At 71.2% G+C, this 13,555-nt stretch carries 14 protein-coding genes; 7 read left to right on the top strand and 7 right to left on the bottom strand.

Annotated elements, in window-relative coordinates:
* Nucleotides 1-71: 71 nt before the first annotated feature.
* The gene (locus AC4BGB_RS17385) at nt 72-1,046 is read right to left on the bottom strand and encodes a thiamine-phosphate kinase (protein ID WP_490548181.1); all 975 of its coding nucleotides are present in this window, start codon (nt 1,044-1,046) and stop codon (nt 72-74) included.
* Between the two features lie 123 nt (nt 1,047-1,169).
* On the opposite strand from AC4BGB_RS17385, the gene AC4BGB_RS17380 reads away from it, so the two are divergent.
* Both AC4BGB_RS17380 and AC4BGB_RS17375 read left to right on the top strand, forming a co-directional pair.
* A complete protein-coding gene (locus AC4BGB_RS17380) occupies nt 1,170-1,406 on the top strand; it encodes an Lrp/AsnC family transcriptional regulator (protein WP_490548180.1) in 237 nt (78 codons plus the stop codon).
* Nucleotides 1,385-1,915 carry a DUF3515 domain-containing protein gene (locus tag AC4BGB_RS17375; RefSeq protein WP_490548179.1) on the top strand — a complete coding sequence of 177 codons (531 nt, stop codon included), beginning with the start codon at nt 1,385-1,387 and terminating at the stop codon, nt 1,913-1,915. The genes AC4BGB_RS17380 and AC4BGB_RS17375 overlap by 22 nt, the downstream gene beginning before the upstream one ends.
* A gap of 82 nt (nt 1,916-1,997) precedes the next feature.
* Here AC4BGB_RS17375 and AC4BGB_RS17370 read toward each other — a convergent pair whose 3' ends face one another.
* Nucleotides 1,998-3,110 carry a D-alanine--D-alanine ligase family protein gene (locus AC4BGB_RS17370; protein WP_490548178.1) on the bottom strand — a complete coding sequence of 371 codons (1,113 nt, stop codon included), beginning with the start codon at nt 3,108-3,110 and terminating at the stop codon, nt 1,998-2,000.
* A gap of 45 nt (nt 3,111-3,155) precedes the next feature.
* On the opposite strand from AC4BGB_RS17370, the gene AC4BGB_RS17365 reads away from it, so the two are divergent.
* The gene (locus tag AC4BGB_RS17365; RefSeq protein ID WP_490548177.1) at nt 3,156-4,208 is read left to right on the top strand and encodes a trans-sulfuration enzyme family protein; all 1,053 of its coding nucleotides are present in this window, start codon (nt 3,156-3,158) and stop codon (nt 4,206-4,208) included.
* 19 nt (nt 4,209-4,227) lie between these two features.
* Here the strand turns inward: AC4BGB_RS17365 and AC4BGB_RS17360 are convergent, their stop codons facing one another.
* Both AC4BGB_RS17360 and AC4BGB_RS17355 read right to left on the bottom strand, forming a co-directional pair.
* A complete protein-coding gene (locus AC4BGB_RS17360) occupies nt 4,228-5,229 on the bottom strand; it encodes an NAD(P)H-dependent glycerol-3-phosphate dehydrogenase (RefSeq protein ID WP_490548176.1) in 1,002 nt (333 codons plus the stop codon).
* Nucleotides 5,226-5,996 (bottom strand): lysophospholipid acyltransferase family protein, encoded by a 771-nt coding sequence (locus AC4BGB_RS17355; RefSeq protein WP_490548175.1) that lies wholly within the window; start codon nt 5,994-5,996, stop codon nt 5,226-5,228. Before AC4BGB_RS17355 ends, AC4BGB_RS17360 begins: the two co-directional genes overlap by 4 nt.
* Before the next feature lie 139 nt (nt 5,997-6,135).
* Here AC4BGB_RS17355 and cofC point away from each other — a divergent pair, with 139 nt between their 5' ends.
* Entirely contained in the window at nt 6,136-6,759 is a 624-nt protein-coding gene (gene cofC, locus AC4BGB_RS17350; RefSeq protein WP_490548174.1) for a 2-phospho-L-lactate guanylyltransferase, read from the top strand.
* A 68-nt stretch (nt 6,760-6,827) separates the two neighbouring features.
* On the opposite strand, the gene AC4BGB_RS17345 is transcribed toward cofC, so the two are convergent.
* From AC4BGB_RS17345 to leuC, 3 genes are all read right to left on the bottom strand, one after another.
* Nucleotides 6,828-7,604, bottom strand: coding sequence for an HU family DNA-binding protein (locus tag AC4BGB_RS17345; protein ID WP_490548173.1), 777 nt, complete (start codon nt 7,602-7,604; stop codon nt 6,828-6,830).
* 132 nt (nt 7,605-7,736) lie between these two features.
* Nucleotides 7,737-8,339: a 3-isopropylmalate dehydratase small subunit gene (leuD, locus tag AC4BGB_RS17340; protein WP_490548172.1), complete on the bottom strand. Its 603-nt coding sequence runs from the start codon at nt 8,337-8,339 to the stop codon at nt 7,737-7,739.
* A 2-nt stretch (nt 8,340-8,341) separates the two neighbouring features.
* Nucleotides 8,342-9,778 carry a 3-isopropylmalate dehydratase large subunit gene (gene leuC / locus AC4BGB_RS17335; protein ID WP_490548171.1) on the bottom strand — a complete coding sequence of 479 codons (1,437 nt, stop codon included), beginning with the start codon at nt 9,776-9,778 and terminating at the stop codon, nt 8,342-8,344.
* A gap of 105 nt (nt 9,779-9,883) precedes the next feature.
* Here leuC and AC4BGB_RS17330 point away from each other — a divergent pair, with 105 nt between their 5' ends.
* The 3 genes from AC4BGB_RS17330 (at nt 9,884) to AC4BGB_RS17320 (ending at nt 13,550) form a co-directional block, all read left to right on the top strand.
* Entirely contained in the window at nt 9,884-10,606 is a 723-nt protein-coding gene (locus tag AC4BGB_RS17330; RefSeq protein ID WP_297605168.1) for an IclR family transcriptional regulator, read from the top strand.
* Between the two features lie 112 nt (nt 10,607-10,718).
* Nucleotides 10,719-11,582, top strand: a complete 864-nt coding sequence (locus AC4BGB_RS17325; protein WP_490548169.1) for an NAD(P)H-binding protein — start codon at nt 10,719-10,721, stop codon at nt 11,580-11,582.
* Between the two features lie 153 nt (nt 11,583-11,735).
* Nucleotides 11,736-13,550 carry a DUF6752 domain-containing protein gene (locus tag AC4BGB_RS17320; protein ID WP_490548168.1) on the top strand — a complete coding sequence of 605 codons (1,815 nt, stop codon included), beginning with the start codon at nt 11,736-11,738 and terminating at the stop codon, nt 13,548-13,550.
* Nucleotides 13,551-13,555: the final 5 nt, after the last annotated feature.

The raw sequence follows: 13,555 nt of genomic DNA, 5'->3' as shown, positions 1-13,555 counted from the left end.
CACTGCCTGACGGCGCACCCTGCTACTCGGGTGCGCCGTTTCGCTGTACCCGGATCCAGCGGCCGAACGGCTCAGCCGAAGTGCGACCAGCCCGCCGGGCCGTCGTACGCCGCTCCGTCGACCGTGATCCCGGCGACATCGTCGCCGGCCTGCGTCACCTGGCCGATCACGGTGAACCCCTCGGGCAGGGCCACGCCCGCGGGGAAGGTTGCCGCGATCGCGTGGTCGTCTCCTCCCCCGAGGATGAACCGCATCGGGTCGACCCCGAGGGCCGAGCCCACGGCGTGCATGGCGTCGGCGAGCTCGAAGGCGTCGCTGCGCACGTCGATCACCACGCCCGAGTCGCTCGCGATGTGCCCGAGGTCGGCCAGCAGCCCGTCCGAGACGTCGATCATCGCGGTGGCGCCGCCGTGGGCGGCGAGCGGTCCCGCGGCGTAGGGAGGCCGGGGCCGCTGGTAGGCCTCGACCAGGGCGCGTGGGGAGCGGAACCCGCGGCCGAGCACCGCGAGGCCGGCGGCGGCCCAGCCCTGGCGGCCGGCCAGTGCGACCACGTCGCCGGGCTGGGCGCCGCTGCGCAGCACGGGCGCCACCTCGCAGGTGCCCATCACCGTCACCGCGACCACGACCTCGCTCGCCGTGGTCAGGTCGCCGCCGACGATGCTGGCCCCGACCAGGGCCGCCTCCTCCGCGATCCCGTCGGCGAGCTCGAGCATCCAGGCGACCGGTAGGTCCTGGGGAGCCCCGAGCCCGACGGTCAGCGAGTGCGCCGTACCGCCCATGGCGTTGATGTCGGAGAGGTTGGCGGCCGCCGCCTTGCGACCGATGTCACGTGCGGGTGCCCATTCGCGGCGGAAGTGCCGGCCCTCGACGAGCAGGTCGGTGGAGACCACGACGTGTCCCCGCGGCGTACGCAGCACCGCGGCGTCGTCCCCCGGGCCCACGAAGACCTGCGCTCCCTGCTCGAAGCGACCGGTGAGGGCGGTCACCAGACCGAATTCCCCCACGTCGGCCAGGGTGGCGCCGGCGGCGAATTGCGAGGAGCTCATGGACCCATCCCACCAGACCCTCCCGACGCCCCCGGCGGGGCCGTCGGTTCCACCCCGGCAGGGTGTCGGGTAGGTTGCGAGACGGTTCCGACGTACTTTTCCGATCCACCGAGGGAGTGCCACATGGTCGTGCAGGCCTACATCCTGATCCAGACCGATGTCGGCAAGGCCGCCGAGGTCGCCCAGCGGATCACCGAGATCAAGGGCGTCGTCCTCGCCGAGGACGTCACTGGCCCCTACGACGTCATCGTTCGTGCCGAGGCCCGCAACGTCGACGAGCTGGGCAAGCTCGTCGTGGCCAAGGTCCAGACGCTCGAGGGCATCACCCGCACGCTGACGTGCCCCGTCGTACACATCTGAGCCTCGCGCCGCGACGCCTGCTGCCACGGCGGCACGCTCGACCCGGACGCCCGTCAGCCCTCGGGCTGGCGGGCGTCGTCGCGCTCGTCGTGCTCACCGGCTGCAAGGTCGACGTGCCGGACACCGACGTGCCCGCGTCCCAGCGCGAGGCGTGCGCCGCCCTCGTCGACGACCTGCCCGACTCGGTCTCGGACCAGGAGCGGCGCGAGACCAAGGGCAATCCCCTCGGCGCCGCCTGGGGCGACCCGCCCATCGTGCTGCGCTGCGGCGTCGGCGAGCCCGAGGACTACGACCCGATCGTCGGCTGCCAGACGGCCAACGACCTGGACTGGTTCGTCCCCTCCGAGGGGATGGACGACCAGGACGTTGACGTGGTGATGACCACCTACGGCCGGGTCCCGTCCGTCGAGGTGCGGCTCCCGGCGCGGTACCGGCCCCCGGTCGCCGCCATGGTCGACCTGGCCGACGCCATCGAGGCGCACACCAAGGTGGTCAAGCGCTGCTCCTAGAACCCCATGTAAATCGGGGTTATGGACGCTCGACAAGGGCCGTGCCGGGTGGAAACCGTGCACAGCCCTCGACAAGTCGCTGCTAGCGCAGCCCGGTGCTCCGCTCGGTGGCCAGCTGCACCAGCCGCTCGACCAGCTCGGGGTAGGTCAGCCCCGAGGCCTGCCACAGCAGCGGGAACATCGACGTGGCGGTGAAGCCCGGCATCGTCTCGACCTCGTTGAGCATCACCCGGCCGTCCGGGAGCACGAAGAAGTCGACGCGGGCCAGGCCCTCGACGTCGAGCGCCTCGAAGGCGCGCACCGCGAGCGTGGTCACGCTCTCGGTCACGTCCTCGTTCAGGGAGGCGGGGATCTGGAAGCTCTCCTCGAGGTACTTCGCCTCGAAGTCGTAGAACGCGTGCTCGGCGCCCACCTTGATCTCGGCGATCTCGCTGGTCTCGGGGTCACCGCCGCCGAGTCCCTGGAGCACGCCGATCTCCACCTCGCGGGCGTTGACCGCCGCCGTCTCGACGAGCACCTTCGGGTCGAAGCGCCGGGCCTCCTCGATCGCCGCGTCGAGCTCCTCGGCGCTGTCCACCCGGGTGATGCCGAAGCTGGAGCCGGCCCGGGCGGGCTTGACGAACACCGGGTAGTCGAGCGCCTCCACGGCTTCGCGGACCGCGGCCGGGTCCTTCTCCCACTGGCGCGGGCGCACCAGCACGTAGGGCAGGACCGGCAGGCCCGCGGCCAGGAAGACCTGCTTCATGAAGTGCTTGTCGGTGCCCACTGCACTGGAGAGGACGCCGGCGCCGACGTAGCGCACGCCGGCCATCTCCAGCAGGCCCTGCAGGGTCCCGTCCTGGCCCCAGGGCCCGTGCATCACCGGGAAGACCACGTCGACCTCGCCGAGCACCTTGGGGACGTCCCCGGGCTCGGTGACGACCAGCCCCTGACCGTTGACCAGGGTGATCTCCCGCTCCCCGGACACCGAGGGCAGCTCGCCGCCGGGGCCGAGCGCGAGGTGGCCGGGCTCGACCGACTCGAGCACCCAGCGGCCGTCCCGGGCGATGCCGACGGGAACGACGTCGTACTTGTCCTTGTCGATCGCGGCCAGCACGCTGCCGGCCGAGATGCAGGAGATGGAGTGCTCGCTGGAGCGCCCGCCGAAGATGACCGCCACGCGCGGCTTGCGGGCCGGTACCGAGGAGCTGCTCACCCGCCCGACCCTACCGGCGGAGCCCCTGACAAATACGCTGGCGACATGCGCCCTGCCACCCAAGCTGTCCATGTCGGTCGTCCACCCCACGAGGCCGACCAGCCGCTGAACACGCCGATCACGATGGCCTCGACGTACGTCGCGGGTGGTGACCGCGAGTACGGCCGCTACACCAACCCCACCTGGACGGCTTTCGAGGACGCCCTCGGGGCGTTGGAGGGCGGCCGCTGCCTGGCCTTCTCGAGTGGCCTGGCAGCCGTCGGGACGATCTTCGACCTGGTCGGCAACGGGGAGAAGGTGGTGGCCCCCCGGCACTGCTACAACGGCGCCCTGATGCAGCTCGGCGACCTCGAGCTGCGCGCGCGCGTCGCTCCCGTCCTGGTCGACATCACCGACACCGAGGCCGTCAGCGCCGCTTGCGAGGACGCCTCTCTGGTGTGGCTGGAGTCCCCCACCAACCCGGCGATGGAGATCGCGGACATCCCCGCGATCACCGAGGCCGCCCACCGGGCCGGCGCCTACGTGGTCGTCGACAACACCTTCGCGACGCCGGTCCTGCAGCAGCCGCTGGAGTGGGGCGTCGACCTGGTGGTGCACTCCGCCACCAAGTACATCTCCGGGCACTCCGACGTCCTCATGGGGGCCGTGGTCACCCGCGACGACGCGCTCCACGGGGTGCTCAAGGGCCGCCGCGACCTCTACGGGGCGATCCCCGGCACCTTCGAGGCCTGGCTGGCGCTGCGCGGGCTACGGACCCTGCCGCTGCGGATGGAGCGGGCCCAGGCCAACGCCCAGGAGCTCGTACGCCGGCTGCGGGAGCGCCCCGACGTCGCCGAGGTCCGCTACCCGGGCTTCGGGGCGATGATCTCGATCGTGCTCCCCCACGGCGGTGCGGCCGACCTCGTCCAGCACGGCACACAGCTCTGGGTCTACGCCACCTCGCTCGGCGGCGTCGAGTCCACCCTGGAGCGGCGCCGCCGCTGGAAGTCCGAGCCCGGCAGCATCCCCGAGGGCCTGCTCCGCCTCTCGGTGGGCATCGAGGACGTCGAGGACCTCTGGGAGGACCTCGAGCAGGCGCTGGACTCGGCGAGGGGCTAGCCGGCGCCGTACCGCTGAGTCAGTCCCGCTCGTGCTTGGTGTCGCGGGCGATGAAGGCGTACATCATGTCGCGGGCGCTCATCTCGCCGGCGACCACGGCGGCCACGTGCTGGGCCACCGGGGCGTCGACGCCGTTGCGGTCGGCGAGGTCGTAGATCGAGGCGCACGACTTGGCGCCCTCGGCCACCTGCCTGGTGGAGGCGACGATCTCCTCGGTGGTCATCCCCTGGCCGAGCTTCTCGCCGAACGTGCGGTTGCGCGAGAGCGGGGAGGAGCAGGTCGCGACGAGGTCGCCGAGGCCGGCCAGGCCCATCAGGGTGAGCGGGTCGGCGTCGAGCTTCATCGCCAGGCGGGCGGTCTCGGCCAGGCCACGGGTGATCAGCGAGGCCGTGGTGTTGTCGCCGAAGCCCAGGCCCACCGCCATCCCCACGCACAACGCGACCACGTTCTTGTAGGCGCCGCCGAGCTCGCAGCCGAGGACGTCGGTGCTGCGGTAGGGCCGGAACGCCTGGGAGTGGCACAGGTCCTGCAGGCGCGCGGCCACCGACTCGTCGGCACAGGCGATCACGCTGGCCGCGGGTTCGCGCAGGGCGATCTCGCGGGCGAGGTTGGGTCCGCTGACGACCGCGATCCGCTCGGGACCGGCACCGGTGACCTCGGCGATCACCTCGCTCATCCGCTTGGTGGTGCCGAGCTCGATGCCCTTCATCACCGAGACGAAGACCGCGTCGCTCGGCATCACGTCGGTCCACTGGCCGAGGTTGTGGCGCAGGGTCTGCGAGGGCACGGAGAGCACCACGAACTCGGCGTCGGCCGCGGCCTCGGCGGGATCGGTGGTGGCACGGATGGTCTCGGGGAGCTCGATGCCCGGGAAGTACTCGGCGTTCTCGTGACGCTCGTTGATCGCCTCGCACACCTCGGGCCGGCGTCCCCAGATGGTGACGTCGTTGCCTGCGTCGGCCAGCACCAGGCTGAACGCCGTGCCCCACGATCCGGCTCCGAACACCGCGACCTTGCTCATCCCTGGTTCCACCGCTTCTTCTTGAGAGGGTTTCCGATCTCGGTCACGCCCGACTGCCTCGGGTCGAAGCGTACGGCCGGCGCCTGCTCGCCGCGCAGCTCCTCCACCAGCGACGTGATCGCCGCCATGATCCGGTCCGTCGCCGTGTGCAGCAGCTCCGCCGTGACCGGCTGGCCGAGCAGGTCGTCGAGGTCGACCGGGTCGCCGACCTTGTAGTGCGCCGTACGCCGCGGGAACACGTGCGGGCGCAGGGTGTACGCCGGAAGGATGTCCTGGGCCCCCCACTGACCGACCGGGATCACCGGGGCACCGGTGGCCAGGGCGATCCGGGCCGCGCCGGTCTTGCCGCGCATCGGCCAGCCGTCCGGGTCCTTGGTGATGGTGCCCTCGGGGTAGACCCCGATGCACTCGCCCTGACGGACCGCCTCGACGGCCGCCTGGAACGCACTGGCGGCCCCCTCGCTCATCCGGGAGACGGGGATCTGGCCCGCGTCTCTGACGATGTGCTTGACCACCGGCGTGCGGAACAGCGCGTCCTTGGTCAGGTAGCGCACCAGGCGCCCGTGCTCGTAAAGGAAGTGCCCCAGGGTCAGCGGGTCGATGTGGGAGATGTGGTTCACCGCCACCACGCAGCCGCCGGTGGCCGGGATCTTCTCGCCGTCGATCCAGTCCCGCCTGGTGAGCGTCAGCAGGGTGGGCTTGACGATGACGACGACCGTCCCCCACGCCCAGCCGAGCTTGTGCTGCAGCCGCCGAACCTTCGCCACCAGACCTCCTGATCTCCCGTCCCTGCGTCTCGCGACCCTACGCCCTGACCACCTCCGGAAACGCTGAAGCGGGGCTGACCCGCGCCCGTTCGTGTGGGCTCGTCACCCTCGGCCGCGACCTGCTGAGAGGATCGGGCCGATGCCCCAGACGTTCGCGCTCCTGATGCCGGTGAAGACCCTCACCCTGGCCAAGTCGCGTCTGGAGGTACCCGCCCCGGACCAGAGGGCGCCCCTGATGCGCGCCTTCGCGCTCGACGCGATCACCGCGGCACGCGAGGCGGCCTCGGTCGCCCAGGTCTACGTCGTGACCGACGAGCCGGGCTTCGAGGTCGACGGCGCGATCCGCCTCGAGGACGAGGGCGCCGGCGACCTGAACCGGGCCCTGGAGCTCGCCTCGCTGCGGGTGCGACTGCTGCACCCCCACCTGGGAGTGGCCGCGATGTGCGCCGACCTGCCGTGCCTGACCTCCGCGGACCTCGACGTCGCCCTGGGGTCAGGGGTCACCCCGCGCTGGTTCGTCGCGGACGCCTCCGGGGACGGTACGACGCTGCTCGCCGCCGGTCCCGGTGTGGACCTCGATCCTCGTTTCGGTGCGGACTCGGCCCACCGCCACGAGGTCTCCGGGGCCAGGCCGGTGCGCGCCGAGGTGCCGACGTTGCGCATGGACGTCGACACCCGGGCCGACCTCGCCCGGGCGATGCGCACCGGGGTGGGTGCGCACACCGCGCAGGCGCTCGGCCCGGTCGACCTGCCGCGTTCGTGAGTCCCCGGGCCCGGACGCACGAACGGCGGTGACCCTTCCGGGTCACCGCCGCTGCGCTGGGGCGTGGTTCAGGACTTCTTCGCGGTGCTCTTCTTGGCCGGGGACTTCTTGGCGGTCGAGGAGCTCGTCGACTTCTTCGCCGGCGAGGACTTCTTGGCCGCGGACTTGGCCGCCGTGGACTTGGTGGCCGAGCTCGACGAGGCCTTGGTCGCGGCCGACTTCGTCGTGGAGGTCTTCTCGGCAGTCGAGGTGCTGGTCGACTTCTTCGCCGGCGAGGACTTCTTGGCCGTGGACTTGGCGGGAGCCTTGGTGGCAGCCGACTTCGTCGTGGAGGCCTTCTTGGCGGTCGAGGTGCTCGTCGACTTCTTCGCCGGCGAGGACTTCTTGGCCGTGGACTTCGCAGGAGCCTTGGTCGCCGACGACTTCTTCGCGGCCGACTTCTTGGAGGTCGACGACGAGCCGGCCCCGGTGGCCTTCTTCGCAACAGCGGCCGTCTTGCGCACGGTCGGCTTCGCGGCAGCCGGGGCCGCCTTCTCCACCGCGGCGAGGGTCAGCTTGGGCAGCTTCTTGGCTCCGGAGACGACGTCCTTGAGCTGCGCACCGGCCTTGAACGCCGGAACGGCCTTCTTCTTGGCCTTGATCCGGTCACCGGTCGCGGGGTTGCGCACCCACCGGGCGTCCCGGACGCGCTTCTCGAACGAGCCGAAGCCCGTGATGGCGACCTTCTCGCCGCGAGCGACCTCGCGGGTGATGGTGTCGAGCACCGACTCGAGCGCGTGCGCGGCCGCCTTGCGGTTGCCTTCGTAACGAGCTGCGAGCGCGTCGATCAACTGACTCTTGTTCACAAGCTTCCCTTCCGTGAACGTCAGCCGAGCCACGATGCCCGACTAATCCCTTGCACGCTAGGGAAAAGTGACACCCACCACAATGGGAAAGGGGCGTGTCGCAGGAGTTGTTCTGCGGAAAACCCCATCAGATCAGTGAATTGTGGCCGGTTTCCACGATGGGCGGCTCTTCTCGAACCGCTCGATGTCCTCTTCGTGCGAGAGCGTGATGCCCACGTCGTCGAGTCCTTCCAGCAGCCGCCACCGGGTGTAGTCGTCGATGTCGAAGGAGTCGACGATCGCGTCAGGACCCTCACCAGCCTTGACGGTTCGCGTCTCCAGGTCGACGGTCACGGTCGCTCCGGGGAACTCCTCGAGGTAGTCCCACAGGCGCTGCACGACCTTCTCGTCGACCTGCGCGGCGACCAGTCCGGCCTTGCCGGAGTTGCCGCGGAAGATGTCGGCGAAGCGCGGGCTGATCACGGCACGGAACCCGTAGTTCTGCAGGGCCCACACGGCGTGCTCGCGCGAGGAGCCGGTGCCGAAGTCGGGTCCGGCGACGAGGACCGAGCCCGCGGCGTACTCCGGCCTGTTCAGCACGAAGGCCGGGTCGGTGCGCCAGCCTGCGAAGAGCCCGTCCTCGAAGCCGGTCCGGGTGACGCGCTTGAGGTAGACGGCCGGGATGATCTGGTCCGTGTCGACGTTGCTGCGGCGCATCGGGACGCCGACACCGGTGTGGGTGCGGAACTTCTCCATGCTCAGGCCTCCTTGCCGATGGGGCTCGTGGTCGCCGGCGCGGGCAGGTCCGCGGGCGAGCTGAGGGTGCCGCGCACCGCGGTGGCGGCGGCCACGGGGACCGAGACGAGGTGCGTACGTCCACCCTTGCCCTGGCGTCCCTCGAAGTTGCGGTTCGAGGTCGATGCGCTGCGCTCACCGGGGGCGAGCTGGTCGGGGTTCATCCCCAGGCACATCGAGCAGCCGGCGCCACGCCACTCGGCCCCGGCCTCCTTGAAGATGGTGTCGAGGCCCTCCTCCTCGGCCTGCATCCGGACCCGGAACGAGCCGGGTACGACGAGCAGCCGGGTGTCCGGGTCGACGGTCCTGCCCTGGAGGATCTCCGCGGCGAGGCGCAGGTCCTCGATGCGGCCGTTGGTGCACGAGCCCACGAAGACCGTGTCGACCTTGACCTCGCGCATCGGGGTGCCGGCCTCGAGCGCCATGTACTCCAGCGCCTTCTCGGCGCCGATGCGGGCGTCGGCGTCCTCGAACCCGGCCGGGTCCGGGACCACGCCGCCGAGCTGGACACCCTGGCCGGGGTTGGTCCCCCAGGTGACGAACGGCGTCAGCGTCGAGGCGTCCAGGACGATCTCCTCGTCGAAGACCGCGTCGTCGTCGGTGACCAGGGACTTCCAGTGCTCCACGGCGGCGTCCCAGTCGGCACCCTTGGGCGCCTCGGGCCGGCCCTTGATGTAGTCGAAGGTCGTCTGGTCGGGAGCGATCATCCCTGCCTTCGCGCCCCACTCGATGCTCATGTTGCACACCGTCATCCGGGCCTCCATGGAGAGCGCCTCGATGGCGGGGCCGCGGTACTCCACGATGTAGCCCTGCCCGCCGCCGGTGCCGGTCTGCGTGATCAGGGCCAGCACCAGGTCCTTGGCGGTGACGTCCTCGGGCAGGGAGCCGGTGACAGTGACGGCCATCGTCTTGGGGCGGGCCTGCATCAGCGTCTGGGTGGCGAGCACGTGCTCGACCTCGGAGGTGCCGATGCCGAACGCGATGGCGCCGAAGGCCCCGTGGGTGGAGGTGTGAGAGTCCCCACACACGATCGTCATGCCGGGCTGGGTCAGGCCCAGCTGCGGGCCGATGATGTGCACGATCCCCTGCTCGACATCTCCCAGTGGGTGAGAGCGCACGCCGAACTCGGCGGTGTTCTTGCGCAGAGTGTCCACCTGGGTGCGCGAAACGGGGTCGGCGATGGGTTTGTCCCAGTCCAGGGTGGGGACATTGTGGTCCTCGGTAGCCAGGGTGAGGTCGGGGCGGCGTACGGTGCGACCTGCGAGCCGCAGCCCGTCGAATGCCTGGGGTGAGGTGACCTCGTGGATCAGGTGGAGATCGATGTAGAGGAGGTCCGGCTCGCCCTCGGCGCTGCGGACGACGTGCTCGTCCCAGACTTTTTCCGAAAGCGTCTTACCCATATCCGAATCCCTCCTGGTTCGTTAATCATGCTGAACAGTTCTCACAAAGACGTGAGCCCGATCCTAACCGTTGCATCCCATACTACGAGACGGCAGTATTAGAATATGGACAACACAAGTGGAGTCGGCGTCCTGGACAAGGCCGCCCTGGTACTTGCTGCACTGGAGTCAGGTCCTGCCACCCTCGCCGGACTGGTCGCCGGCACAGGATTGGCGCGTCCCACGGCCCACCGCCTCGCGGTCGCCCTCGAGCACCACCGGCTGGTGGCACGCGACATGCAGGGGCGCTTCGTCCTCGGCCCACGCCTCGCGGAGCTCTCGGCCGCCGCCGGCGAGGACCGCCTGCTCGCCACCGCCGGCCCGGTGCTGGCCCGCCTGCGCGACATCACCGGCGAGTCCGCCCAGCTGTGGCGTCGCCAGGGTGAGCACCGCGTGTGCGTCGCAGCGGCAGAACGCCCCAGCGGCCTGCGCGACACCATCCCGATCGGTTCCCAGCTGACCATGCGCGCGGGCTCCGCCGCCCAGGTGCTGCTCGCCTGGGAGGACCCCGAGCGGATGCACCGCGGGCTGCAGAACGCCGCCTACTCCGCGACCGCCCTGGCCGGCATCCGTCGCCGTGGCTGGGCGCAGTCGATCGGCGAGCGCGAGCAGGGAGTCGCCTCGGTGTCCGCACCGGTGCGCTCCCCCAGCGGCAAGATCATCGCCGCAGTGTCTGTCTCGGGACCCCTCGAGCGGCTCTCCCGCCAGCCCGGCCGGATGCACGCACCCGCCGTGCTCGCGGCCGCCGAGCGCCTCTCCGAGTCGCTGCGCCGCGCCGCGGCCGAGTAGCACCCACGAGTGACGGCCTCCAGCCACGGGGGCCGGCCACCCGGTCCGGCGGGTTTCGGACACGGGAACCGCAGAGGGTGTGCTGCACGGCGCCTGATGGAACAGTGCGCCCATGAGCCAGACAGCCGGCAGGACGCGCGTCCTCGTGACCGGCGTCCGCGGCAAGACCGGCGACCCGCTGGCGAGACTTCTCGCCTCCCGCCCGGAGGTCGAGGTCCTCGGTGGCAGCAGTGACCCCTCCGCTGTGCGCATCGACGGAGTCCGGCCGATCGCGTTCTCCTGGGACGACCCGGAGGGCTGGGCAGCGGCAGTCGAGGAGACCGACGCGGTCTACGTCGTACGCCCGGACCGGCCGGAGGCGCCGGAGCTGATCCGCGACCTCCTCGCCCGGACGCCGGCGACTTCTCGCGTGGTGCTGCTGTCGGAGCAGGACGCGGACTCCGTCGGCCCCGAGGGCTGGGCGCCGCGTGCCGAGCGCGCCGTCCGGGAGAGCAGTCACGACTGGACCATCCTGCGCCCCAGCTGGTTCATGCAGGTGTTCACCGATCCTCGCTTCTTCCGCGACCAGATCGTCCGCGGCGAGGACCTGGCGTTCGCCGCCGGCGGCGGTCGGATCGCGTGGATCGACGCCCGCGACATCGCCGCGGTGGCCGAGCAGGCCCTGCTGAACGGCCGTCACGGCGGCCGGACCTACGAGCTCACCGGCCCGCGGGCACTCGCACTGACGGAGACCGCCGACCACCTTTCCCGCGTGGTCGGCCGCCCGGTCGAGATCCGCGAGGTCTCGGTGGAGGAGGCCGTGGCCGGGACCGAGGGCTTCGAGCGCGACCTGAACGTCCTCACGTTCGAGCGGGTCGCCGCAGGCAGCTTCGCGACGGTCACCGACACGGTGGAGCAGGTCACCGGGACCCCCGCACGCAGCCTGGAGACCTTCCTGCTGGACAGCCGATCCACGCTCTCCGGCACGACCGGTTGAACGGATGACCCGCACTCGCGCAGTGGCTCGCGAGCGCGACACGGGTCATTCACGCCCGCGCGGCTCGCCGGGGCCTAACGTGTGATCAGCCCCAGGGTTTAAGTGTAGTCTTCCGCTCGACTTTCATTCCTGGGATGTCCGATCGGAGCCCACATGCCCCCGGCCCTCGTGTCCGCGATCGTCACCGACGAGCACGTCGTCATCCCGGCCGCAGGCCACGACCCGGTGGTGGTCTCCTTCGACGGGAGATACGTCTGGTCGTTCGTCCCCGACCGTGACGGCGTCCGCACCCGCGCGGGCCGCCGGATCGACTGGCCCCAGGTGATCCGCCCCCTGCTCGACGGCACCACGCACGTGCGGCTGGCCGGCAGCGACGACGAGCAGGTGCACTTCGACGGCCCGGTCTCCTTTCGTGGCAACACCGCGCGGCTGGAGCTGCGGGACGCGCACGGGCACCCGCTGGCCCTGGACAAGGCCGGGCACCTGACCCGGGTCTTCTCCGAGACCGGCGACGACGTACGCCGGCAGATCGCCGAGGGCACGGCACGTGCGATCGCCGACCTGCGCGACAAGGTCGGGATCGACGCCCACGTGAGCTACGGCTGCCTGCTCGGAGCCGTCCGTTCCGGGGCGATGATCGGGCACGACTCCGACTCCGACCTCGCCTACCTCAGCGCACACACGCACCCTGCCGACATCATCCGCGAGTCGTTCCGGATGGAGCGCGAGATGCGCGAGCTCGGCTGGAAGGTGGTCCGGATGTCCGGGGCCGACCTCAAGCTGTTCCTGCCGCTGTCCGACGGGAGGAACGTGCACGTCGACGTGTTCGGCGCCTTCCACGTCGAGGGCGTCTTCTACCAACTCGGCGGGCGCAGCGGCCATCTCCCCCGCGAGGCCCTGACCCCCGCCTCGACGGTCGTCCTCGAAGGCGTGGAGCTGGCCGCGCCGGCGGACCCGGAGGCGGTCCTGGAGTTCCTCTACGGGCCGCGCTGGCGGGTCCCGGACCCGGCGTTCCAGCCCGTCGACCCCCTGCCGGGCCTGCGCCGCCTCGACGGGTGGATGCGCGGCTTCCGCACCCACGTCATCCCCTGGAACGAGCTGCTGCGCTACCGCAAGGACGAGATCCCGCGCAAGGGATCGACGTTCGCCTCCTGGGCACGCTCGCGGATGCCCGAGGCCGCCGTGGTCGTCGACCTCGGCACCGGCAACGGCCGCGACGCCGCCTGGTTCAAGCGGCAGGGCCACCGCGTGGTCGCCGCCGACTTCGCCGGCACCGCCGTACGCCAGGCCGCGCGCAAGCTCTCCCGCGGGGGCCAGGAAGCCGACGTGCGCGTCCTGGTGCTCAACGACACCCGGTCGGCCCTGCTGATCGGTGCGGAGCTGGCCCGTGAGAGCGAGCCGCCGTGGCTCTACGCACGGGGCCTCGCCGGGTGCCTGGACCAGGAGGCCCGGCGCAACCTGTGGCGGCTCGGCTCGATGGCCCTGCGCCGCGGCGGCGCGCTGTTCCTGGAGTACGCCGAGACCGGCAAGGGCCTCCCCGGCGTGACCACCGACGGACTGGTCAAGCGGCTCGACACCGACGAGCTCGTGCGCGAGATCGAGGCCGCCGGCGGCCGGGTCGTGCACCGCGAGTCCGGCCCCGGTCTCGACCTCTTCGACCAGCCGGACCCCCGCACTGCCCGCCTGGAGGTCCGCTGGACCCCGAAACCATCCACCCACCACCGTTCAGGAGCCGCCATGACCAGCGACAGCACTCCCCCGCCCCGCGGGTTGCTCCGCACGGCAGCCTCGTTCCCCGAGCTGGTCCGCGACCTCAAGGAGGCGGTCCACGAGAACCGGCGGCTCAACCGGCGCATCGCCGAGCTCACCGACGTGGTCGCCGAGCTCCTGGTCCCGATCGCCGACCGCGACGAGGCCAAGGTGCAGGAGCTGCTGGAGAACTACCGCCGCACGACGCTCGCCCCCTGAGGGAC

The sequence above is a fragment of the Nocardioides sp. Z30_9 genome (assembly GCF_058215735.1).
The sequence above is the reverse complement of the archived record's forward strand: the minus strand, read 5'-3'. Positions and strand labels throughout refer to the sequence as shown.